The organism is Variovorax sp. FW301-JW7 (assembly GCF_058788795.1).
In genome coordinates this window covers 359,713-381,408 of the sequence record NZ_JBYTBC010000003.1, presented here as the reverse complement: position 1 = coordinate 381,408, position 21,696 = coordinate 359,713, and the positions used below count along the sequence as shown (strand labels likewise).

General features: G+C 70.0%; 18 protein-coding genes and 1 tRNA gene. 10 read left to right on the top strand and 9 right to left on the bottom strand.

Features of this window, described 5'->3' with window-relative positions; translation table 11 throughout:
- The first annotated feature begins 30 nt into the window (after positions 1-30).
- The 3 genes from AC3WQM_RS10245 to AC3WQM_RS10235 are packed head-to-tail and all read left to right on the top strand — an operon-like array spanning position 31 to position 4,432.
- Entirely contained in the window at positions 31-774 is a 744-nt protein-coding gene (locus AC3WQM_RS10245) for a response regulator transcription factor (protein WP_489057108.1), read from the top strand.
- Positions 774-2,066, top strand: a complete 1,293-nt coding sequence (locus AC3WQM_RS10240; RefSeq protein ID WP_492678455.1) for a FecR family protein — start codon at positions 774-776, stop codon at positions 2,064-2,066. Before AC3WQM_RS10245 ends, AC3WQM_RS10240 begins: the two co-directional genes overlap by 1 nt.
- Positions 2,067-2,080: 14 nt before the next feature.
- Complete coding sequence (locus AC3WQM_RS10235) at positions 2,081-4,432, top strand: CHASE2 domain-containing protein (protein WP_492678453.1); 2,352 nt, start codon at positions 2,081-2,083, stop codon at positions 4,430-4,432.
- Positions 4,433-4,610: 178 nt separating this feature from the next.
- Here the strand turns inward: AC3WQM_RS10235 and AC3WQM_RS10230 are convergent, their stop codons facing one another.
- Positions 4,611-6,068 carry a GntP family permease gene (locus AC3WQM_RS10230; protein WP_492678871.1) on the bottom strand — a complete coding sequence of 486 codons (1,458 nt, stop codon included), beginning with the start codon at positions 6,066-6,068 and terminating at the stop codon, positions 4,611-4,613.
- A 188-nt stretch (positions 6,069-6,256) separates the two neighbouring features.
- Here AC3WQM_RS10230 and AC3WQM_RS10225 point away from each other — a divergent pair, with 188 nt between their 5' ends.
- On the top strand, positions 6,257-7,063 hold the full coding sequence (locus AC3WQM_RS10225; protein WP_492678451.1) for a transglutaminase-like domain-containing protein: 807 nt from the start codon (positions 6,257-6,259) through the stop codon (positions 7,061-7,063).
- 318 nt (positions 7,064-7,381) lie between these two features.
- Here AC3WQM_RS10225 and AC3WQM_RS10220 read toward each other — a convergent pair.
- From AC3WQM_RS10220 to AC3WQM_RS10210, 3 genes are all read right to left on the bottom strand, one after another.
- A tRNA-Gly gene (locus AC3WQM_RS10220) sits at positions 7,382-7,455 on the bottom strand.
- 46 nt (positions 7,456-7,501) lie between these two features.
- Positions 7,502-7,726, bottom strand: coding sequence for a hypothetical protein (locus tag AC3WQM_RS10215; RefSeq protein ID WP_489057113.1), 225 nt, complete (start codon positions 7,724-7,726; stop codon positions 7,502-7,504).
- A 160-nt stretch (positions 7,727-7,886) separates the two neighbouring features.
- Positions 7,887-8,804: a LysR family transcriptional regulator gene (locus tag AC3WQM_RS10210; RefSeq protein ID WP_492678449.1), complete on the bottom strand. Its 918-nt coding sequence runs from the start codon at positions 8,802-8,804 to the stop codon at positions 7,887-7,889.
- A 110-nt stretch (positions 8,805-8,914) separates the two neighbouring features.
- Between AC3WQM_RS10210 and AC3WQM_RS10205 the strand changes: the two genes are divergently transcribed.
- The 4 genes from AC3WQM_RS10205 (at position 8,915) to AC3WQM_RS10190 (ending at position 12,025) form a co-directional block, all read left to right on the top strand.
- Complete coding sequence (locus AC3WQM_RS10205; RefSeq protein WP_492678447.1) at positions 8,915-10,183, top strand: SGNH/GDSL hydrolase family protein; 1,269 nt, start codon at positions 8,915-8,917, stop codon at positions 10,181-10,183.
- 78 nt (positions 10,184-10,261) lie between these two features.
- Entirely contained in the window at positions 10,262-10,489 is a 228-nt protein-coding gene (locus AC3WQM_RS10200) for a hypothetical protein (RefSeq protein ID WP_489057116.1), read from the top strand.
- A gap of 10 nt (positions 10,490-10,499) precedes the next feature.
- Positions 10,500-11,015: a 2'-5' RNA ligase family protein gene (locus tag AC3WQM_RS10195; RefSeq protein WP_492678445.1), complete on the top strand. Its 516-nt coding sequence runs from the start codon at positions 10,500-10,502 to the stop codon at positions 11,013-11,015.
- Positions 11,009-12,025, top strand: coding sequence for a phosphotransferase enzyme family protein (locus AC3WQM_RS10190; RefSeq protein WP_492678444.1), 1,017 nt, complete (start codon positions 11,009-11,011; stop codon positions 12,023-12,025). The genes AC3WQM_RS10195 and AC3WQM_RS10190 overlap by 7 nt, the downstream gene beginning before the upstream one ends.
- Before the next feature lie 19 nt (positions 12,026-12,044).
- Here AC3WQM_RS10190 and AC3WQM_RS10185 read toward each other — a convergent pair whose 3' ends face one another.
- The 4 genes from AC3WQM_RS10185 to imuA form a co-directional block, all read right to left on the bottom strand.
- Positions 12,045-12,971 carry a hypothetical protein gene (locus AC3WQM_RS10185; protein ID WP_492678442.1) on the bottom strand — a complete coding sequence of 309 codons (927 nt, stop codon included), beginning with the start codon at positions 12,969-12,971 and terminating at the stop codon, positions 12,045-12,047.
- Between the two features lie 70 nt (positions 12,972-13,041).
- The gene (locus AC3WQM_RS10180; protein WP_492678440.1) at positions 13,042-16,392 is read right to left on the bottom strand and encodes an error-prone DNA polymerase; all 3,351 of its coding nucleotides are present in this window, start codon (positions 16,390-16,392) and stop codon (positions 13,042-13,044) included.
- Complete coding sequence (locus tag AC3WQM_RS10175; RefSeq protein ID WP_492678438.1) at positions 16,385-17,728, bottom strand: Y-family DNA polymerase; 1,344 nt, start codon at positions 17,726-17,728, stop codon at positions 16,385-16,387. The genes AC3WQM_RS10180 and AC3WQM_RS10175 overlap by 8 nt, the downstream gene beginning before the upstream one ends.
- A complete protein-coding gene (imuA, locus tag AC3WQM_RS10170) occupies positions 17,697-18,494 on the bottom strand; it encodes a translesion DNA synthesis-associated protein ImuA (RefSeq protein WP_492678436.1) in 798 nt (265 codons plus the stop codon). Before imuA ends, AC3WQM_RS10175 begins: the two co-directional genes overlap by 32 nt.
- A gap of 111 nt (positions 18,495-18,605) precedes the next feature.
- Here imuA and AC3WQM_RS10165 point away from each other — a divergent pair, with 111 nt between their 5' ends.
- Together AC3WQM_RS10165 and AC3WQM_RS10160 are read left to right on the top strand one after the other, a co-directional pair.
- Positions 18,606-19,742: an ABC transporter substrate-binding protein gene (locus AC3WQM_RS10165; RefSeq protein WP_492678434.1), complete on the top strand. Its 1,137-nt coding sequence runs from the start codon at positions 18,606-18,608 to the stop codon at positions 19,740-19,742.
- 170 nt (positions 19,743-19,912) lie between these two features.
- Positions 19,913-20,746: an aldo/keto reductase gene (locus AC3WQM_RS10160; RefSeq protein ID WP_492678432.1), complete on the top strand. Its 834-nt coding sequence runs from the start codon at positions 19,913-19,915 to the stop codon at positions 20,744-20,746.
- Here AC3WQM_RS10160 and AC3WQM_RS10155 read toward each other — a convergent pair.
- Positions 20,733-21,695, bottom strand: coding sequence for a Bug family tripartite tricarboxylate transporter substrate binding protein (locus tag AC3WQM_RS10155; RefSeq protein ID WP_492678430.1), 963 nt, complete (start codon positions 21,693-21,695; stop codon positions 20,733-20,735). The two genes, AC3WQM_RS10160 and AC3WQM_RS10155, sit on opposite strands and share 14 nt — an antisense overlap.
- Position 21,696 lies beyond the last annotated feature (1 nt).

Below are 21,696 nucleotides of genomic sequence, written 5' to 3'. Positions count from 1 at the left end.
TCAAAATTGCCACCGCCACCCCTGGAGTCCATGCGCATCGCCATCCTTGAAGACGACCCGAACCAGCTCTCGCATCTCGTGCGGACACTCGAGCAGCTGTTAACAATTGGCGAGACGAATGTGACCTGCATCACGTTTTCGAACGGGTCGACCTTGCAACAGGCGCTGCGGCGCGAGAGCTTCGACCTGCTGGTGCTCGACTGGAACGTGCCCGGCCTGGCCGGCGTCGAATTGCTGCAGTGGCTGCGCAAGTGGCAGACCGACAAGGTGCCGGTGCTCATGCTGAGTTCGCGAGCCTCCGAGCACGACGTGGTGGAGGCCCTGACCCTCGGCGCCGACGACTACATCGTCAAACCCTTCCGACCGCTCGAATTGCGTGCGCGCGTGCAGCGCCTCATGGCCCGGCGCGTGCCGGTGGCGCCGTCCGATGGCGAGCGCTTCGGCCGCTGGGAGTTCGAACGGGTGTCGCAAAGCGTCTTGATCCATCCCGCGCCGGGCGACGACGCCCCGCCGCAGCGGCATGCCCTCACCGACCGTGAATTCAAGCTGGCGCTGACGCTGTTCCAGCACATGGGCGACGTGGTGTCGCGCGCCCATCTGCTCGAAAGCGCCGGCTACAGCACCGAAGAGCTGCCTTCGCGCACGCTGGACAGCCACATCTACCGGCTGCGCAGCAAGCTCGGCCTCGAAGCCGAAAGCGGGCTGAGCTTGCGCACGGTCTATGGCCGCGGCTACCGGCTCGAATCCACGCAACAACCGCAGGTGGATGCGTGATGGCGACGCGCAGCAGCAAGCTTCGCCTGCATCGCCTCGTGGCCGGTGCCGCACTGCTCGTCGCCGCGATGGCCGCGAACGCGCAGTCGCCGCATGTGGTCAAGCCCGGCGAGACCTTGTGGGGCATCTCGGGCCAGCAGCTGGACACGCCGCTGCGCTGGCCCGAAGTGCAGCAGCGCAACCAGGTGGGCGAGCCGCGCCTGCTGCAGCCGGGCACGGTGCTGTACTTTGCCGACGGCCGGCTGGTGCCCGAGGGCGCCGCGGTGGTCACCGCGGTCGAAGGCCGGGCCTCGCGCAAGCGCGCGGGTGTGCCTGAACAGGTCCTCACGCCCGGCCTGCCGATCCAGGCCGGCGACACGCTCATCACCGGCACCGACGCCTTCGTGACCCTCGGGGTGACGGGCGGCAGCCGCGTCGTGCTGCCCTCGCGCAGCGCGCTCGAGGTGCTGGCCATCGACGCCAACACGGTGCGGCTGCGGCTGATCGAGGGTCGCGTCGAATCGCAGGTGCACAAGCAGCAGCCGAACCAGCAGTTCGAGATTCGCGCGCGGTCGATGGGCCTGGGCGTGCGGGGCACGCACTTCCGCGTGCGCGACGAAGACGGCGTGCTGACCGGCGAAGTGATTTCGGGCGAAGTGGTCGTGCAGGGAGCGGCGCAGTCCGAACCGCCGCTCGTGCTGCGCGAAGGCCGCGGCGCGGTGCTGCTGGAGAGCGGCCCGTCGCAGGCGCAGGGCCTGCTGCCGGCGCCCCAGCTGGTGCCTGAAACAACGGCGCGCAACGACCGCACGTTCCGCTTCACGCCCGTTGCGGGCGCGCAAACCTACCGCCTGCAACTGGCGCGCGACGAGCGCTTCCTGCTGCCGGTGTACGAACAACGCGGCCCGGGACCTTCTTTCACGGTGCCGGCAGAACTGCCATCGGGCCTCTACCAGTTGCGCCTCACGGCCTTCGACGCCGCCCGGCTCGAAGGGCTGCCGGGCGACGGCGCGGTCTACCTGCCCACGGTCGAAGGCGGCGCGGGCGGCCCGGGCACATCGTCCGCGCTTTCGGACGGGCGCGTGGAGGTCCGCTGGCCGGGCATCGCGGGCCAACGCTACACCTTCGAACTCTCGCGCAGCCCTGACTTCGCCGTGTTGCTGGTCAACGAGCCTGCGGTCTACGCCACCGGCATGACGGTCGGCCCCTTCGCGCTCGGCGGGCGCTACCACTGGCGTGCGCGCCAGGCCACCCCCGACGGTGCTGCGTCCGCAGCGACCGGTTTCGGCGGAAGCTTCGACATTCCGGTGCGCTGAAGCGGGGCACGCGCATGCGCCTCGTCCTCGAACGGTTGCTGATGGCGCTGCTGCTGCCGCTGGCCATGCTCGGCCTGGCGCACCGCCCGGGCCTGCTGCAGCTGGATGCGTACATCCACGACCGCCTCCTGATCCTTGCCTCGCACCGGGCGTCGCCCGACATCCTGATCATCGCCATCGACGAGCACAGCCTGCGCGAGCTCGGGCGCTGGCCCTGGAGCCGCGAAACCCACGCGCGCCTGCTCGAACGGCTCGCGCCGGCGGCGCCGCGCGCGGTGCTGCTCGATCTCTTCCTGACCGAGCCGAGCGCCGACCCGCGCGAAGACGCGCGCCTGGCGCAGGCCATGGGCCTGCTGCCCGTGTACCTGCCGCTGCTGCACGCGAGCCCCCTGGCCTTCACCAGCCACGAATGGCCGGGCTTCCTGCCGCCGCTGCCGGACTTTGCCGCCCAGGCCCGCGGCGTGGGGCATGCCGGCCTGGCGCCCGACAGCGACGGCGTGGCGCGCACGCTGTACCTGCTCGAGGGCTATCCGAACCAGCTGCAGCCCTACGTGGGCGCGCTGATGGCGCAGCGCGTCCCGCAGGCCGTGGCCGACCCCGACGCGACGCCGGTCGACTGGCTGCGCCAGAGCCCGCTGCGCCTGCTGTTCGCCGGCCCGCGCGGCAGCTACCGCACCGTGCCCTACGTGAGCGTGCTGCGCGGCGAAGTGCCCGTCGAGCTGCTGCGCGACAAGCTGCTGCTCGTGGGCGCCACCGCGCCCGGCCTCGGCGACCAGACGCTCACGCCCAATGCCGGCATTCGCGGCGTGCTGCCCGGCGTGGAAGTGCACGCCAATGCCATCGACAACCTGATGCACGGGCGCAATGTGAGCGTGTCGCCCCCGCTGTGGCATGCGGCCTGGACCGTCGTGCCGCTGTGGATCGCGCTGTGGCTGCTGCTGCGCAGGGGCCGGCATGCGCTGCCGATCGCCGTCGGCCTGGCGAGCACCTGCCTGCTGATCAGCGGCGTTGCCATGCTGGCGTGCCACCACTGGCTGCCGCCCGCCGCGCCGATGCTCGGCCTGGCCATCCTCTACCTGCTGTGGAGCTGGCGCCGCCTGGAGTCGCAGTTCATCTACCTGCGCAAGCGCGCGCAGGTGCTCGATGCGCTCCCGGGCGGCACCTTCGAAGTCGTGCCGGCCCGTGCGCCCGAGCCTGCGGACCCGGCGGAGCATCCCAAGCAGGCACTCGACCGCGCCATTGCACGCCTGCGGCGCATGCAGCAACTCATGGACAAGGCCCTGCAGGCGATGCCCGTGGCCATGCTGATCTGCGACGAAGAGGGACGCATCGGGTCGGGCAACGCGGCGGCTTTCCGGCTGCTGGGCGTCGGTGCGATGCCATCGCACGGCGACGACCCGACCCCGGCCGCGTTGCGCGGCATGCGGCTGCCCGAGCTGATCGCGCCCCTGGCCGTGCCGCCTGCCAACGGCGCGCCGGCCCGCACGGACGCCGACCACTGGACCGATCGGCTGCATGGCGAGTACGTGACACCCGACGCGCGCGTGTTCCGCCCGGAGGCCGCGGCCTTCAGCGGCGACGCGCCCGAGGACCGCGGCTGGGTCGTGATGCTGCCCGAGCTCACGGCCGAGCGCGAGGCGCAGCGCCAGCGCGACGAGTGGCGCCAGTTCCTGTCGCACGACCTGCGCAGCCCGCAGGTCACGATCCTCAGCATCCTCGCGATGAACGAAGCCGGCGATGCGTCGATGCGCACGGCGATCCGCCGCGAAGCCGAGCGCACCCTCGCGATGGCCGAAGGCTTCATGGATTTCGCGCTCGCCGAATCGGACGACTACCGCTTTGCGGACACGCACGTCGGCGCCGTGCTGCTCGATGCAAGAGACCAGGTCTGGCACTACGCGCAGGCCCACGGCGTGCGCGTCGAAGCCCGCGTCGACGACGCCGCCGGCGACACCCTGCTGCACGCCGACGGCGCCCTGCTGACCCGCGCCATCGTCAACCTGCTGAACAACGCCATCCGCCACAGCCCGTCCGGCCGCAGCGTGGAACTGCGCATGGACCTCGCGCCCGGCGCCGCAGCCACCGACGCGGCCCGCGTGCGAATTTCCGTGGGCGACCAGGGCTCGGGCATGACGCCCGAACAACTCGACACCCTGCTCCACGCACCGCGCGGCCGACGCACCCCGAGTACCGCGGACACCGCCGCCGGCGACACGAAGGGAACGGGCACGCGGCGCATGGGCCTGGGCTTTTCGGTCGTGCGCGCGGTGGTCCAGAAACACCAAGGCACCCTCGGCGCGCAGAGCACGCCCGGCGTCGGCACGACCGTCTGGCTGCTGCTCCCTCTGCCCAGCGCAGGGCCCTAGCACACCGAAGTGACGGGTTTTCCCAATCCGATGGGGACAATGTTGTGGAAAACCGTGTGTGCAGCGCGCGAAACCGTTGACTGGCGGGGCCTGCAACACGGTGCCTGCGAAACAGGCAGCGACGCTGAAAAACCCGGAGAAATATTTTTCTCGGCGTTTTCGCCACACTTCCAACGGCTCAGAACGAGCCGAACACCGTCCCCAGCCCGATCACCGCCACCAGCGCCAGCAAGGCGCTGACGATGCTGACCATCACGATGTCGCGGTAGCTTTCGCGGTGCGTGCAGCCGCAGACCGTCAGCATCGTGACGACCGCGCCGTTGTGCGGCAGGCTGTCGAGCGTGCCCGAGGCGATCACCGCCACGCGGTGCAACAAGGCCGGGTCGAGCCCGATGGCCGCGGCCCGCGCCAGGTAGGTGCCGCCCAGCGCATCGAGCGCAATCGTCAGGCCGCCCGAGGCCGAGCCCGTGAGCGCGGCCAGCACGTTGGTCGACACCGCCAGCGACACCAGCGGCCCGCCGCCGATGCCCAGCACGGCATCGCGCACCAGGCCGAAGGCCGGCATCGCCGCCACCACCGCACCGAAGCCGACCAGGCTCGCCACGCTGAGCACCGGCAGCGCGGCGGCATTGGCGCCTGCACCGAGCGTGGCGCGCAGCGAATCGAGCCGGCGCCACTGGGTCGCGATCACCACCGCGATGGCGCAGGCCAGCGCGACCAGCACCGACCAGACCCCGCCTACCGCCGACAGCGACAGCCCGCCCCATTCGGGCGCGGCCAGGTACGCCAGGTTCGCGCGCGGCAGCACGACCAGCGACATCAGCAGGTTCACGCCGATGACCACCGCCAGCGGCAGGAAGGCCAGCAGCGCACGCGGTGCCACTTCGGCGCGCCGGCTGTGCGCCATCTCGGCCGGATCGAACTCCCGCGCGGCGCTGGCGCGTTCGCGCAGCGTGGCGTCGTTCTCGAGCGCGGCCGGCGCCGCGCGTGCGCCATCGGCACCGAAGCCCTCGTTCGCGCGGCGCGCCCTCGCCTCCTGGCGCCGCAGCCATCCGAGGCCGAAGGCCAGCATCACCGCCGACGCGATGAGCCCCAGCCCCGGCGCGGCGAACGGCGTGGTGCCGAAGAACGGCATCGGGATCGCGTTCTGGATCGCCGGCGTGCCGGGCAACGCCGACATCGTGAAGGTCGAGGTGCCCAGCGCGATGGCGGCGGGCATCAGCCGGCGCGGCACGCCCGCCTCGCGAAACAGCTGCTGCGCCATCGGCGCGAGCACGAAGAAGGCGACGAACAGGCTCACCCCGCCGTAGGTCACGAGCGCGCCGGCAAGCACCACGGCCAGCACCGCGTGGCGCGGCCCGAGGCGCCGCATCAGCACATCGGCGATGACGGTGATCGAGCCGCTGTCTTCCATGAGCTTGCCGAACACGGCGCCGAGCAGGAACAGCGGAAAGTACTGCGCCAGGAAATGCGCCGCACTGCCCATGAAGGTGTGGGTCCAGTGCGCGAGCACGGGTTCGCCGCTCAGCAGCGCCACCAGCGCCGCGGCGGCCGGTGCCAGCAGCAGCACGCTCCAGCTGCGAAACGCCAGCCAGATCAGCAGCAGGAGTGCGACGAGGATGCCCGACAAGCCCATTCTTGCGCCCTTGATGGTGCGGCCCACTCTAGCAGCCGGGCATGTCCCGGCGATCCCTGCGTCTGTCGGGCTTCGCAAGCCATGAAAGCGCTGGAAGCCATCCTGCGCAAGGAGCGCCGACGATCCGTGCAGCTTGAAACCCGCCGCGAATTCCCGCGCACCCGCGAACGAAGGCGCATCATGGGCCGATGAACATCCACCTCGGCTTCGAGATCGCGTACCAGTTTCCCCGGCCGACGCCGATGATCCTGACCCTCAGCATCCACTACTCGCGCGCCTCGGATCTGCAGCGCCCCGACCACCTGCTCACCAACCCTTCCGTCGCCACCACCGCCTACCGCGACCTGTTCGGGAACTGGTGCACACGCCTGGTCGCGCCCGCGGGCCGCTTTGTGCTGAGCACCGACACCGTGGTCCGCGACAGCGGCGCACCCGACGTCGTCGTGCCCTCGGCGCCGCAGGTGCCGGTGGAGTATCTGCCCGAATCCACCCTGCTTTACCTCCTGGGCAGCCGCTACTGCGAGACCGACCTGCTGTCCGACTTCGCCTGGCAGCGCTTCGGCAACGGCCCGACCGGCTGGGGCCGCGTGCAGGCGGTGTGCGATTTCGTGCACCACCACATCGAGTTCGGCTACCAGCACGCACGGCGCACCCGCTCAGCCTTTGAGGCCTTCAACGAAGGGCAAGGCGTGTGCCGCGACTATGCGCACCTGGCGCTCACGCTGTGCCGCTGCCTGAACATTCCGGCCCGCTATTGCACCGGCTACCTCGGCGATGTCGGCACCCTGCCGCCGTACGGCACGATGGACTTCGCAGGCTGGTTCGAGGCCTTCCTGGGCGACCGCTGGTACACCTTCGATGCGCGCAACAACGTGCCCCGCATCGGCCGCGTGCTGATCGCGCAAGGGCGCGACGCCAGCGACGTCGCGCTGTCCAGCACCTTCGGGCCCAACGAGCTGGACGGGTTCAGGGTGTGGTGCGACGAGGTGCAGTGACCTGAATCGCTTCTTGCACGCACGGGGTCGGGTCAGTCCACCGCGTCGAAGAACGACAGCCTGCGCGCGCGTGGCAACGCCTCGACGTGCACGTGTGAACTTGGCGCCCAGTCCGGTGCGCACGGTGGTGCATGCCGTGGCTGCGCGCCGCTGGCGGATGTGCGGGTGCAGTTGGTGAGCGAGGCGGCTTGAGTCCAACCAGAAACACCGGTGTTCCCGGTGCCGTGCCCCGTGGAGGCGCCGGCTTTGGCCAGATCGCGCAGGCTTCCTTCGCGTGGACCTTCATGGAGGCCGCAAGGAATGCCTGGGAATGGGAGCTGGAGCGGGTGAAGGGAATCGAACCCTCGTATGAAGCTTGGGAAGCTGCCGTTCTACCATTGAACTACACCCGCAGCAGGCGCGGATTCTACCGTCAGTTCCCTGGTGCCCTGCCCGGACTCAGGTCTGCAGTTCGTCCCGTCGCAGCCGCAGCGCCGCCCGCCCCTTCGGCGTGATGAGCAGGAGGACCGCGACGCGCCCACCCGCGCCGCTGGCGGCCGGTGGCAGCACGGCTTCGATGAGGTGCGCAGCGACCAGCAGGGTCGCGCAGTGGATGTCGGCTTCGTCGCGGACGGCCATCGGGAACGACGCATCTTCGATGCGCTCCAGAAAGTCCATGGGCATGGGAAAGCTCCTCAGGAAACGAGGCGCAGTCTAGGTCGTAGTGACCCCGGAAATGCAGTGCGGACGGGTTGCTTTGTAACCAATTCGACAGGTCATCGCGAGCGAGAACTTTCGCACGACAACGCACCGCAGTTCTGCCCGAGTGCTCTCATGGGTGCGTTCATCGACCGCTGTTCGCCCGCCCTCGCGCCGCCCCCGGCAGCGCCGCCACACGCTGCGCCAGAAAGTCGACCAGCACCTGCACCCGAAGCGGCAACTGGCGGCGCGGCGCATAGAGCAGATGCAGCTCCTGCGCCGGCCCCGTGTGCCGCGCGAGCACGCGCACCAGCCGCCCTTGCGCGAGCAGTTCCGCGACCATCCATGTGGGTTGCAGCGACACGCCCGCGCCCGCCAGCACGCTGTCGAGCAACGCCACGGCGTTGTTGACGCGGTAGCGGCTGCGCACCGGCACGGTCACCGCGCCGTCGGGGCCCGTGAGCAGCACGCCGTCGTCGCCCGCCGCGTAGCGCAGGTAGTCGTGCGCCAGCAGGTCCTGCGGCGTGCGCGGCTTGCCGCGTGCGGCCAGGTAGTCCGGCGAGGCGACGAGCACGCGCGGCCAGCTGCCGAGGTGGCGCGCGACGAGGTCGGGCGGCAGCGCGCCGCCGACGCGCAGCGAGACGTCGATGCGCTCCTCGCGCGGGTCGACGAAGCGGTCGTCGAGCACCAGCTCCAGTTCGATGTCGGGGTACAGCCGCAGGAACTCGACCGCCATCGCGTTGAGGTGCCGCTGCCCCAGCGTGACCGGCGCGCTCAGGCGCAGCAGGCCGCGCGGCTGCTGCACCTGCGCGCGCGCATCGGCCACGGCGTCGCCGTAGTCCTCGAGCATGCGGCGTGCGCGTTCGTGAAAGCGCTGGCCCTCCTCCGTGAGGCTCAGGCCCGTGGCCGCGCGCCGCAGCAGCCGCACGCCCAGCGATCGCTCCAGCCCCGCGACCAGCTTGCTCACGGTGGGCTGCGTGGTGTCGAGCGCGCGGGCCGCGCCCGAGAGGCTGCCGAGTTCGACGCTGTGCACGAAGGCGGAGAGTGCGCGAAGGGTGTCCATGGGGTCATTCGAATCAGGAATGCGATGCATGCCATTCTGCCTTCTACCCCTCGCGATTCGAATGGAAGAAAGTTCGCCCATCGACACTTCTTTCACCTGAGGACATTCACATGACCGCTTCGCGACTCACCTCCCTCCTGCGCCAGGGCGCGCTCGCGCTTTCCCTCGCGGGCGCCGCCACCGTCTCCGTTGCCGCGCCCACGCACTGGAGCCCCAGCTGGATGGCCGCCACCCAGCCGCTGTGGGACGAAAGCTTCGTGCTGCCCCTGGGCATTCCCGCCCGCTTCGAGCGGCAGACGCTGCGCCAGGTGGCGCGCCTGAGCATCGGCGGCACGCGGCTGCGCGTGGTGATCAGCAACGAAGGCGGCAACGCGCCGCTGCACATCGGCGCGGCGCGCGTGGCCCGCCATGCGAACGGCTCGGCGGTCGTCGAAGGCAGCGACCGCGCGCTGCGCTTCGGTGGCCGCAGCGACGTGACGCTGCCGCCCGGCGCGCGCCTCGTGAGCGACCCGGTCGACCTGCCGTTGCCCGCACTGAGCGAGGTGGCCGTGTCGCTGTACCTGCCGGAACCCAGCCAGCCCGCGGGCTTTCACTTCGACGCGCGGCAGACGCTGTACGTCGCCGACGGCGACCTGAGCGCCACTGCGCGGCTCCCGGCCGCCGCCACCTCGTGGAGCACCCGCGTCTACGTGAGCGGCCTGATCGTCGAGACGCCGCAAGCGCCCGTCACCGTCGTCGCGCTGGGCGACTCGATCACGGACGGCAACGGCTCGACACCCGGCGCCCACACGCGCTGGCCCGACGCGCTGGCCGAACGGCTCGCACCGCGCGGCGTGGGTGTGCTCAACGCGGGCATCTCGGGCGGCCGGCTGCTGAAGGACGGCATGGGCCGCGCGGCGCTCGAGCGCGCGGGCCGCGACGTGTTCGCGCAGCCCGGCGTGCGCGCGATGGTCGTGCTGCTGGGCACCAACGACATCGGCTGGCCCGGTGGTCCCTTTGCGCCGCAGGAGCCCGCGGTGCGCGCCGAGGCCGTGATCCAGGGCTTTCGCCAGCTGATCGAGATGGCCCATGCCCACAACGTGCGCATCGTGGGCGCCACCATTCCGCCCAATGAACGTGCGCTCGAAGGCACGCCGCTGGCCGGCCACCACTCGCCCGAGAAAGACACCGTGCGCCAGGCCGTCAACCGCTGGATCCGCGAAGGCGGCGCCTTCGACGCGGTGGTTGATGTCGACGCCCTGCTGCGCGACCCGGCCCGGCCTGCGCGGCTGAAGGCCGCCATGGATTCGGGCGATCACCTGCATCCCGGCGACGCCGGCTACCGGGCGATGGCGGCGGCCATCGACCTCGACGCCTTGCTGGGCAACGATCCTCGATAGACTGCAAATATACTGTACATAAATACAGTCTTTTCTTTAGAATGGCTCGTCTCCAAGAACAACATTCGAGGCGACGCCATGACCACCGCCAACCCGCCTGCGCCCTCGGCGCAGGTGCTCTTTTTTTCCTCGCGACAGCATCCGTTGCAGTCGCGCTCACACGCAACCGGCAAGACAGGCCGGCTGTCGACCTGGCCCTTCAAGGTCACACGCGACAAGGGCCATGGCGATGGCCTGGACATTCGCGCCCAGGCCGCGCGTGTGCTCCAGACCACGGCCGCGCACTGGTGGCCGCCCGAGGCCTGAAGGTGATGCCGTGGCCGTCCGCCGCCAGCTCCTCATCGGCCTCTTTCCCACGGCGAACGTGCGCGCCGAAATCCTGGCGCACCGCGAAGACTGGTGGTGGCCGCGTGGCTGCACCCTGTCTGCGGCGCGGGGGCTGCACCTCACGCTGTACTACCTGCCCGATCACCAGGGAGACGCCGAGCAACGCCTGCGCGACACGCTGGCCCGCGTGCCGATGCCACCACTGGAACTTACGCTCGACAGCTCCGGCACCTGGCCCAACGACGTCTCCGTGGTTCGTCCCGCCGCACACGACGGGCTGCGCGAATTCCACGACGCGCTGACGTGCGCGCTGCAGCAAGCCGGCTTCATTTCCTACGCTCGCGGCTGGACGCCTCACGTCACAATTGCGCGAAAAAGCGAGCGTGCCGCGTGTCCTGGGCAGTTGCCACCGATCCACTGGACGGTGCGCGAGTTTCGGCTGGTCCGCTCGCACTTCACGCATCCCTTTCGCCACGAACTCCTGGACGCCTACCCCGCATGCTGACGCCGCCCGCCTTGTCGAACGATGCCATCGCCGCCTGCCTCGCCAGCCACTGGGGCCTGCAAGATTCCCGCACCGAATTCCTCCCGCTGGGCGCCGACGTCGATTCGGCCGCGTTCCGCATCGAGGCATCGGACGGCCACGCGTACTTCCTCAAGCTGCGCCGAGGCGGCTTCACGCCCGCCGTGGTCGACGTGCCGGCCGTGCTGCACCACACCTGTGACATCGACGCCGTGATGGCCCCGCTGCTCACGCGCACGCGGCGGCTCAGCGTGCAGGACCATGGCTTCGACTGGGCGCTCTACCCCTTCTTCGATGGCGTCGACGGTTTCACGCGCGCGCCGACCGACCGGCAATGGACCTTGCTCGGCACCGCGCTGAACGCCATCCACCGCACCGAGCTGCCCGAATCGCTGTGGGCGGGCCTGCCGCGCGAAAGCTATTCGCACCACTGGCGCGAAGGCGTGCGCCGCTACCAGCGCCGCTTCATCAACGGCGTGGCGGGCGACGATCTGGTGAAGCGCTTCCTCGCCTTCTGGGACGCGCACGACGAAGAGATCGATTCGATCGTCTACCGCAGCGAACAGCTCGCCTCGATCCTGCTCGAGAAGTCGCTGCCGCAGGTGCTGTGCCATGCCGACCTGCATGCAGGCAACGTGCTGCTGGGCGACGACGACCGCCTGTGCATCGTCGACTGGGACACGCTCATCCTCGCGCCGAAGGAGCGCGACCTGATGTTCATCGGCGGCGGGGTCGGCGGCGTGTGGAACCAGCCGCGCGAAGAAGCGCTGTTCTTCCAGGGCTACGGCACGAGCGAGGCGGTCGACACGCTCGCCCTCGCCTACTACCGCCACGAACGCATCGTGCGCGACCTGCTCGAGTTCTGCGACCAGATGTTCGACCCGCAGGCCAGCCGCGAAGACCGCGAGGAAGGCCTGCGCCAGATGGCGAGCCAGTTCGAGCCGGGCAACGTGGTCGCCGTCGCGCACCGCGACTACGACGCCATCACCTGAAGCACCTGAAGGGCGCCGCTCAGATCAGCAGATCCTGCGCGTCGTCCTCGAAGCCCGCCACGGGCTGCGCCTTGGCCAGCGCCAGCCAGACCGAAAAAGGAATGCGCTCGAAGGCACGGTGCACCGCGGCGCGCGCCACCACGAGGCGTTCGCCCTCGAGCACCATCACGCCGCATTCGGCCGGGATCTCGTCGGGCGACGCGATGCAGCGGCCCTTGGCGTCGTTGCCCAGCACGTACCAGCACTCGCCGCCCAGGTCGAGATACGCCGCGCGCTTGTCGGGCTTGCGCAGGTCGCCCAGCAGGTCGGCGCGGCTGACCTTCACCTCGTGCACGATGGGATGCGCATAGGCCTCGACGCTGGTGTTGCGGATCGAGAACACGTCGGGCCGCGCCATGCACCAGCGCGGCTTGCCATCCTCCTCCAGCGGCGGCAGCCGGGCGCGCAGGCCCAGGCCGCGCCAGGCGATGCGGCCGCCGCGCGTCATCTCGCGCGCCACGCGTTCCACCAGCGCCTCGTGCGGCGACAGCGCCGCGCGGTTGACCGTGAGCGTGGTGGCGATGCGCGCAATGCCCGCGTCGGTCACGCGCAGCGTCTCGTGGCCCAGCGCGCCGCGCACGCGTTCGAGAAAACCGCCCGCGAGCAGCTCGACCTCGATGGTGTCGCAGCAGGGCCAGCCGGCCGAGCGGTAGATCTCGCGCAGGCGCCGTGCGTGCGGCTTGCCGAAGGGCACGGCGGTCTGCAGGGGCGGCGGGTCGCTCACCGGCGGCGGAAAACCGGGGTCCGTCACCGGGGGCACGACGGGCGGCGGATCGCCTTCGGGCGGCCGCACGGGCGGCGGCGGTGGCGGCATGGGCACATCGGGCGCGGGCGGCGGCGGGCCGATCGGCGTGGCGACGACCTCATCGACAAGGGCAAATCCGGCGGTTGCGGCGAGTGCGGACATGGGAGGAACAGGTTAGCGAAAAGTGAGGAGCGGCGCGAGGCATGGAACGATCGGTTGCATTCGCAATGCCTCAGTGGAAGTCGCGGCTGGTGTTGCTCTGTGCCAGCCGGCCCAGCAGCGGCGTGAGGTCCTTGAAGCCGGTGGCGATCAGGTGCTGCACCTTGCCGCCGCTGTCGTCGTCGCGCTGCCAGGTGCCCTGCACCGCGAGCAGGTGCGACTTGAGCAGCGGCTCGCGCCAGGCCTCGATGACGTGGCTCCACACGATCACGTTGACGTTGCCGGTCTCGTCCTCCAGCGTGACGAAGATGGTGCCGTTGGCGGTGCCGGGCCGCTGCCGGCCCTTGACGATGCCGCAGGCGCGCACGGTCTGGCCGCTGCGCGCGGCGCGCAGCTCCACCGCGCTCATGAGATTCATGCGCGCCAGGCGCGGGCGCAGCAGCGCGAGCGGATGGCGGCGCAGCGTGAGGCCCAGCGCCGCGTAGTCGCCGACGATCTCTTCGCCCTCGGGCGCGGCCGGCAGCAGCAGCGCCTGTTCGTGGATCGGCACGCCCTTGAGCAGGGCCGACGAGCGATGCTGCGCCGTGGCATCCCACACCTGCTGACGCCGATGGCCCGAGAGCGACATCAATGCATCGGCCGCCGCGAGCGCGGCCATGTCCTTGCCTTCGAGTTCGGCGCGCAGGGCCAGGTCTTCGGTGCTGGTGAAAGGCGCTTGTGCACGCGCTGCGAGCAGGCGCTTGGCGCCGGCTTCGCTGAGGCTCAGGACCCGGTTCAGGCCCAGCCGCACGGCGGGTTGGTTCTCGTTGCCCAGGCGTTCGGCGTAGCGCGTTTCGGTGCCCGCGGGCATGCGCGGCGCATCGGGTGCGCGGGCTTCGAGCGTGGTGTCGATCTCGCTGCACGTGACGTCGACCGGCCGCACCTCGACGCCATGGCGGCGCGCGTCCTGCACCAGCTGCGAAGGGCTGTAGAAGCCCATCGGCTGCGAGTCGAGCAAGGCGGCGAGGAAGCAGGCGGGCTCGTAGTTCTTGAGCCAGCTGCTGATGGTGACCAGCAGCGCGAAGCTCGCGGCGTGGCTTTCGGGGAAGCCGTAATCACCAAAGCCCATGATCTGCTTGAAGATGGCTTCGGCGAAGGCCTCCTTATAGCCGTTTCCGGTCATGCCTTTGACGAGCTTGTCGTGAAACTTCCCGAGACCGCCCTTGCGCTTCCATGCCGCCATCGCGCGGCGCAGCTGATCGGCCTCGTCTGCCGTGAACTTGGCCGCGATCATCGCGATCTGCATCACCTGCTCCTGGAAGATCGGAATGCCGAGCGTGCGTTCGAGTGCGGGGCGAAGTTCGTCATCCTCATAAATGATTGGCAGCTTCTTTGCCACCCGCTCACGCTGCTTGAGATACGGATGCACCATGCCGCCCTGGATGGGCCCGGGCCGCACGATCGCGACCTCGATCACCAGGTCTTCATAAGTGCGCGGCTTCAGGCGCGGCAGCATCGACATCTGCGCGCGGCTCTCGATCTGGAACACGCCGATGGTGTCGGCGTCGCAGATCATGTCGAACACGTTGGGGTCGTCGTTGGGGATGTGATGCATCTGCACCATCGAGCCCCGCCAGCGGTTCATGTGGTCAAGCCCGCGCCGAATCGCACTGAGCATGCCCAGCGCGAGCACGTCGACCTTGAGCATGCCCATGGCCTCGAGGTCGTCTTTTTCCCACTGGATGACGGAGCGATTCACCATCGACGCCTTCTCGACCGGCACCAGCCGCGTGAGCTTCGTGTGCGTGAGCACGAAGCCGCCCACGTGCTGGCTCAGGTGGCGCGGAAAGCCCTTGAGCCGCTGCGTCATCTCGATCCATTGCACCAGCTTGAGCCGGTCTTCCTTCACGCCGACGCGCGCGGCGGCCTTGTCGAGCTGTTCGCCGAGCGCAGTGTCGTCGAACCAGTAGTGGTCCTTGGCGAACTCGTCGACCAGCCGCTCGTCGATGCCGATGGCCTTGCCGACGTCGCGCAAGGCGCTGCGCGAGCGGTAGCAGATGACGACGGCGGCGATGGCGGCGCGCTCGCGGCCGTACTTTTCGTAGATGTACTGGATGACCTCTTCGCGCCGCTGGTGCTCGAAGTCGACGTCGATGTCGGGCGGCTCCTTGCGATGGCGGCTCAGGAAGCGCTCGAACAGCAAGTGGCCCTTTTCGGGGTTGATCGCGGTGATGCCGAGGCAGTAGCAGACCGCCGAGTTGGCCGACGAACCGCGGCCCTGGCAGAGGATGTCTTGAGAGCGAGCGAAGCGCACGATGTCTTCCACCGTGAGGAAGAACATCTCGTATTCGAGCTCGGTGATCAGGTCGAGCTCTTTCTGGACCTGCGTGCGCACCTTCTCGGGAATGCCGTCGGGGTAGCGCACCCGCGCGCCCTCCCACGTCTTGCGCACCAAGGTCTGTGCCGCCGTCTCGCTGCTGCCCACAGTCTCCAACGGGTACTTGTAGGTCTCACGGATCACCTCGGGATCGAAACGGCACCGCTGCGCCACCACCAGCGTGTTCGCCAGCATGCCGGGCAGATAAAGCGCCGCCAGCCGCACCCGCTGCCGCAGGTGCCGCTCCGCATTCGACTGCAGCGCAAAGCCGCACTCGGCGACGGTCTTGCCCTCGCGCACGGCCGTCAACACGTCGTGCAGCGGCTTGCAGGCACGCACGTGCATGTGCACGTCGCCGGCCGCCACGAGCGGCACGCCCGTCTGCTCGCCCGCCTGCATCAGCGTGACGAACCACAGGTCGTCGTCGAACTCGTTGAACAGCTCCACGGCCAGCCAGAGGCTGTCGCCGTACAGCGCCTTGGCCGCTGCCAGGTCTTCCTGCAAGGAGGCTGCATCCGGCATACCACCCGGCGGACGGTGCGGCACGAAGAGCACCTGGCAGTCTTGCAGCGAAGCCACGTCGCTGCCCTCCCAGCTCACGCGGTACTCGCCCTTGGGCAGCTCGGTGTTGCGCGCGGCGGTGATGAACTCGCAGAGGTTGCCCCAGCCCTCGGTGTCGTTCGCGATCACCACGAGCTTGAAGCGCTCGAAGCGGAACTCGCTGCCGAACAGCAGGCGGAAGGCGGGGTTGCGCGGGATCGGTGGTTCGTCCGGGTGCTCGCGCTCGTACGCGTCGAGCTTCGCAGGCAGATCACGCAATGCGACATAGGCACGCACGATGCCCGCCACCGAGCATTCATCGGTGATCGCCAGCGCCGAGTAGCCCAGGTGATAGGCGCGCTCCACCATGTCCTCGGGCATCGATGCGCCGCGCTGGAAGCTGAAGTTCGTGAGGCAGTGCAGCTCGGCGTAGTCGGGCAACCCCGGCACCGGCTTCTGCCGCTGCGGCAGCACATGCACCTTGGCGGGCTGGCGCTTGCGCTCTTCCTTGCCGCTCAGGTCAGGCATAGAAGCCTTGCAGGTACCAGCGCACCTCGCCCGAAGAAAAGCGCGTGGCGGGTCGCTCGCGAAAGATCCACACCAGGCCGGCCTCGGGGCTTTCGGCCACGTAGTAGTCGCGCATCGCGGGCTGGCCGCCGTCTTCCTCGCCGCCCCACCAGCCGGCCTCCACGCGCTGCGGCCCGACCAGCTTGCGCAGCGGGCCGCAGTAGCACGGGCGCTCGCCGTCCATCTCGAGCCGCAAGGGCTCGGGCAGCAGCCAGGGCGGGTAGATCGCATCGGGCTGCGAGGCGGCTTCCTTGCGGGCCTTGTCGGGCACAGGCGTTTTCTCTTTTTGCAGCGCGGGCCGCCACCGCTGCTGGCGCTCGGGCCGGTGGTCGGCCTGCGCGAGCGGCACCACCACCTGGTCTGCGCCGAGCCGCACGCTGAGCCGTTCGACCATCTCGTGCAGCTTGTCGCCCTTGCGGTTGTCTTCCGGCAGGAAGCTGGTGCTGGCGCCGGCCAGCGGATCGGTCTCGAGCGTGCGCAGCTTCAGCCAGCTCGCGGGCGCAGCCAGCGTGGTGAGCGCGAGTTTTTCGGACAGCAGGCGGCGCAGGTGCGCCATGTCCTGCGTGGGCTCGGCCGTGCGCACGGTGAGCTGCTGGTGCGGCGGCAGGGTCACGCCGTTGAGGCGCCGCAGGTCGAGCGTCCACTGCAGTTCGAGCGCACGCGCGCCGCGCTGGCGCGCGCGCAGCCAGATCTGCAGCGCCGAGAGCAGGCGGTTGGCCGACCACATGAGTTCGGGCCCGGTCTCGGCCAGCGCGGGCAGTTCGAGCTTCTGCTCGAACACGTCGGGCAGCGTGAGCCAGGCGTGGGTTTCGGGGCGCAGGCCCCAGGCGATGTCGAGCGCCTCGCGCAGCCCGGTGCCGAAGCGCCGCGTGAGGCCGCCACGCGGCAAGGCGGCCACATCGCCCCAGGTGCGGCAGCCCAGGCGCGCGAGCAGGTCGAGGTGGCCATGCGCGGCCGTCAGCGTGTCCAGCGGCAGGCCGGCCGGCACTTCGGCTGGCCGGTGCTCGTTGCGCGCGAACAGGCGCAGCCGCGCCAGCGCGATCAGGCTGGTGGCGCCCTGCGCGCCGCGCATGCGCGCGTCGGGTGCGGGGTTGAGGGCCAGCAGCTGGCGCATCAGCGGCGCGCGCCCGCCCCACAGGCGTTCGCAGGCCGAGACCTCGAGCATCAGCGCCTCGTCCTGCCAAGCGACGTGCGGCGTGAACTGCAGCGCCCACCAGCCCAGGGCCTCGGGCGGGGGCATGTCGGGGGCGTCGGCTTCTTCGGACTCAGACGACCACTGCAAGGCGATCCAGTGCATCCGGGCCTCCTTTCCATGCGTCGATGCGCACCACCGTGGCCGACGGCGCGGCGGCCGGCGCCACGGGCGGCTGCAGGCGCAGCTGGCGCCGCACGCGGGCGGCGGCCAGCAGCGCGCTCATGCGGGCGTTGCGCGCCGGCACCCGCACCGGCGCGGCCAGCGGCGGCCCCCGGCGCTTGAGCAGGTGCAGCGCGATCTGCGCCGGGTCGCCCGCGCAGCGCTCGGCGCGCAGGCGCAGCCGCGCGGGCGAAGCCGACAGCGCCACCGACTCGGGCCGGCACACGAACAGCAGCACCTCGTGCTGCGCGGCCGCCAGCTGCAGCCGCCGCAACTCGCCCACGCGGGCCTGCGGCAGCCAGGCGACGACGGCGGCGATCTCGGCGCAGCGCAGCGCCTGCTCGCAGGCCCACAGCCGCGCGGCCGGGGCGTCGCTGCGCACGCACATCAGCGCCTCCACCGGCAAGCCCTGCGCCGCCAGCGCGGTGCCGCAGGGTTCGTAGGGCGCACCGACCAGCACCACCGGCCCGCCGCGCGCTTCCACGGCCTGCGCCAGCGCGGGCAGCAGCAGGCGCCAGACATGGGCCTCGGGCGTGGCCTGCAGCAGCTCCGTCATCGCGCCCACGGGCCAGCCGCCGCCGGGCAGCTCGGCGTCGAGCGCGGCATGCCCGGTGGCGACGACCTGCGCGTCGGCCAGGCCGAGTTCGTCGGCGTGCCAGACGCCGCGACCCGCGGCGGTGGAAAAGGAGTCGAGGAAAGGGAGGCCCATGATTGCAGTTGTTAACTGTATTTTTATACAGCATTTCCCGGGTCGCAACCAGCGATCGATTTACCTGCGAAGGCCCGCGCCTTAAGATCGGTTTATTAACAATTAGTGACCATGAGACACAAAAAGATTCATCTGCGGCTTCTGGCCCTCGCCGCGCTCGCCACCCTCGTCTTTGCCGCGGCGCCCGCCTCGGCCCAGCCCGCCAAGCCGCTCCTGATCGGCCAGACCTACGTGCAGACCGGCCCGCTCGCGTCGCTGTCGACCGAGCCGCTGGTGGGCATCCGCGCCATGTTCACCGCGCTGAACGCGAGCGGCGGCGTCAACGGCCGCCCGGTCGAGCTGCGCCAGCTCGACGACGCCTACGACCCCGCCAAGGGCGCCGAGAACGTCAAGACCTTCGCGAAAGACGGCGCCATCGGCGTGCTGATGCCCATCGGCACCTCGTCAGCGGTCGGCGCGCTGAAGGCGGCCAACGAGCTGAAGATTCCCGTCGTCGGCCCGTACACGGGCGCGGGCCCGGTGGTGAAGTTCAGCGAGTTCGGCTTTCCGGTGCGCATCAGCTTCGACGAGGAATACAGCCGCATCGTGAACCACCTGTTCACCATCGGCCTGTCGCGCATCGCCTTCGCGCACAACGACAACCCCGGCGCACGCTCGGCGATGGAGAGCACACAGAAGTTCATTGCCGAACGCGGCGACAAGATGGTCGGCAGCGTGGCCATCAAGAACGACGGCTCCGACGCGGCCGAGCGCGCCGCCGAGCTGGCCAAGCTCAAGCCCAAGGCCGTGGTGCTGTCGGCCACCAACGACGTGGCGGCGAAGTTCATCGCGGCCTACCGCGCGACCGGCGGCGAGACGGCCTTCTATTCGTTCTCCTTCCTGAACGGCCAGAAGCTGTTCCAGGACATCAAGAAGGACGCGGCCGGCGTGGTCATCTCGCAGGTCGTGCCCTATCCGTGGAACAGCGCGATGCCGGTGATTGCCGAGTACCAGGCGGCGATGAAGAAGATCGGCATGACCGAGTTCAGCTACGCGAGCCTGGAGGGCTACGTCACGGCCAAGGTCATGGTCGAAGGCCTGAAGCGCGCAGGCGCCAACCCGACGCCCGAGTCGCTGCAGAAGGGCCTGGAGTCGTTCAAGACGCTCGACCTCGGCGGCATCGCCGTGTCGTACCGGCCCGGCGAGCACCGCGGGCTGACCTTCTCGGAGCTGTCGATGCTCAAGGCCGACGGGCGCTACCTGCGCTGAGGCCTTTCGCTCGCCGGCATGGCGGGCGCAGAATTTCGTTCGTGACGACGCCCCTCACGAACGCACACCCTTACGCCCTCACGCGCGCCCGGTTGCTCCGACTGGGCGCAGCCCTGTGCGCAGGTGCCGCGCTCCCCCCCTTCGCCCAGCAGCAACCCGGCAGGCCCGCGATGCAGATGACCACCCGCCCCATTCCCGCCACGAAGGAAGCCCTGCCGGTCGTCGGCTGCGGCACCTGGATCGGATTCGACCAGCGCCCCGGCACCGACGAATACCAGCGCCTGCCCGGTGTGCTCGATGCGCTCTTCGCGGCCGGCGGCAAGCTGATCGACAGCTCGCCGATGTACGGCCGCTCCGAGGAAACCACCGGCGAGCTGCTGGCCGCCGCCAGGCCGGGCGCCAGGCCCTTCCTCGCCACCAAGGTCTGGACCTCGGGCCGCGAGGCCGGCATCGCGCAGATGGAACAGTCGTTCACTCGGCTTCGCACGCCGCAGATCGACCTGATGCAGGTGCACAACCTCGTCGACTGGCGCACCCACCTCGCCACGCTGCGCGGCTGGAAAGACAAAGGCCGCGTGCGCTACATCGGCATCACCCACTACACCGCCTCGGCCTACGACGAGGTCGAAGCCGTGCTGCGCGCCGAGCAGCTCGACTTTGTGCAGATCAACTACTCGCTCGATGCGCGCGATGCCGAACAGCGCCTGCTGCCGCTCGCGGCCGAGCGCGGCGTGGCGGTGATCGTCAACATGCCCTTCGGCGGCGGCGGCTTGCTCCGGCGCCTGCGCGACAGGCCGCTGCCCGCCTGGGCCGGCGAGATCGGCTGCACGAGTTGGGCGCAGGTGCTGCTGAAGTTCGTGCTGAGCCATCCGGCCGTGACCTGCACGATCCCGGGCACGGGCCGTGCGGAGCACATGACGGACAACGCCGCGGCCGGGGTCGGGACAGGCACCTTCCCCGACGCCGCCTTCTGGCGCCGCGAGGCCTCTTCTATTCGAACTTGACGTTGTGCTCCCGCACGGTCGCGCCGAAGGCGTCGTACTGCGTGCGGAAGAACTCGGCGAACTTCGCGGGGCTCATGCCGTAGCCCTCGAAGCCCTGCTGCACCAGCTGTGCATGCACGTCGGGCCGCTTGAGCGTGTTCTGCAACTCCTGCGAGAGCCTGTCGGTGATCTCCTTCGGCAGCCCCGGCGGCCCGAAGAAGCCGGCCCACGGCGTGATCGTGAGCTTGCCCAGCCCCAGCTCGCCGCCCGTCGGCACATCGGGCAGCAAGCCGCTGCGCTGCGGCAGCAGCGTGACCAGCGCGCGGATGCGCCCCTCCTTCACGAAGCCCGGCGCCAGCGTGCCGGTGGTGAACATCATGTGGATCTGCCCGCCCAGCAGGTCGGTCATGGCCTGCATGTCGCCCTTGTAGCGCGCGTTGACCACCTTGCGCTCGCCCAGCAGCTGCAGCATCGCGAGCTCCGAGGCGCTGTTGCTCGATGCCGAGTTGAGCGCGCCGGGCTTCGACGCCACGAGCGCCAGCAGCTCGTTCACACTCTTGACCGGCAGGCTCGAGGGCACCACGAGGAACATCGAGAACTGCCCCGCCGAGCTGATCGGCGTGAAGGCCTTGAACGGGTCGTAGGGCGAGGTCGGCCGCAGCGTGGGCGCGGCGACCATCGCGGTGTTGGTGCCCATCAGCAGCGTGTAGCCGTCGGGCTTGGCCGACGAGGTGGCCTGCGCCGCGAGCACGCCGTCGGCGCCGGGGCGGTTCTCCACGATCACCTGCTGGCCGAGCTGCTTCGACAGCCCCTCCGCAATGATCCGCGTGAGCGAATCGGCACCGCCGCCCGCGGCGAAGCCGACGATCAGCTTCAGCGGCTTGTTCGGGTACACGTCGGCGCTCCAGGCCGCCGCGCCGGGCAGTGCCGTGGCGGCGAGGGCCGCGAGAGTCAAGGTTCTGCGTCGCATG

What these genes read in the sequence shown, in the direction of transcription:
- AC3WQM_RS10240 (WP_492678455.1), top strand. Translation starts at nt 774, where the DNA reads ATGGCGACGCGCAGCAGCAAGCTTCGCCTGCATCGCCTCGTGGCCGGT.
- imuA (WP_492678436.1), bottom strand. Translation starts at nt 18,494, where the DNA reads ATGGGCCTCCCTTTCCTCGACTCCTTTTCCACCGCCGCGGGTCGCGGC.
- AC3WQM_RS10245 (WP_489057108.1), top strand. Translation starts at nt 31, where the DNA reads ATGCGCATCGCCATCCTTGAAGACGACCCGAACCAGCTCTCGCATCTC.
- AC3WQM_RS10190 (WP_492678444.1), top strand. Translation starts at nt 11,009, where the DNA reads ATGCTGACGCCGCCCGCCTTGTCGAACGATGCCATCGCCGCCTGCCTC.
- AC3WQM_RS10175 (WP_492678438.1), bottom strand. Translation starts at nt 17,728, where the DNA reads ATGCACTGGATCGCCTTGCAGTGGTCGTCTGAGTCCGAAGAAGCCGAC.
- AC3WQM_RS10225 (WP_492678451.1), top strand. Translation starts at nt 6,257, where the DNA reads ATGAACATCCACCTCGGCTTCGAGATCGCGTACCAGTTTCCCCGGCCG.
- AC3WQM_RS10155 (WP_492678430.1), bottom strand. Translation starts at nt 21,695, where the DNA reads ATGCGACGCAGAACCTTGACTCTCGCGGCCCTCGCCGCCACGGCACTG.
- AC3WQM_RS10160 (WP_492678432.1), top strand. Translation starts at nt 19,913, where the DNA reads ATGCAGATGACCACCCGCCCCATTCCCGCCACGAAGGAAGCCCTGCCG.
- AC3WQM_RS10230 (WP_492678871.1), bottom strand. Translation starts at nt 6,068, where the DNA reads ATGGGCTTGTCGGGCATCCTCGTCGCACTCCTGCTGCTGATCTGGCTG.
- AC3WQM_RS10205 (WP_492678447.1), top strand. Translation starts at nt 8,915, where the DNA reads ATGACCGCTTCGCGACTCACCTCCCTCCTGCGCCAGGGCGCGCTCGCG.
- AC3WQM_RS10180 (WP_492678440.1), bottom strand. Translation starts at nt 16,392, where the DNA reads ATGCCTGACCTGAGCGGCAAGGAAGAGCGCAAGCGCCAGCCCGCCAAG.
- AC3WQM_RS10165 (WP_492678434.1), top strand. Translation starts at nt 18,606, where the DNA reads ATGAGACACAAAAAGATTCATCTGCGGCTTCTGGCCCTCGCCGCGCTC.
- AC3WQM_RS10185 (WP_492678442.1), bottom strand. Translation starts at nt 12,971, where the DNA reads ATGTCCGCACTCGCCGCAACCGCCGGATTTGCCCTTGTCGATGAGGTC.
- AC3WQM_RS10210 (WP_492678449.1), bottom strand. Translation starts at nt 8,804, where the DNA reads ATGGACACCCTTCGCGCACTCTCCGCCTTCGTGCACAGCGTCGAACTC.
- AC3WQM_RS10235 (WP_492678453.1), top strand. Translation starts at nt 2,081, where the DNA reads ATGCGCCTCGTCCTCGAACGGTTGCTGATGGCGCTGCTGCTGCCGCTG.
- AC3WQM_RS10215 (WP_489057113.1), bottom strand. Translation starts at nt 7,726, where the DNA reads ATGCCCATGGACTTTCTGGAGCGCATCGAAGATGCGTCGTTCCCGATG.
- AC3WQM_RS10200 (WP_489057116.1), top strand. Translation starts at nt 10,262, where the DNA reads ATGACCACCGCCAACCCGCCTGCGCCCTCGGCGCAGGTGCTCTTTTTT.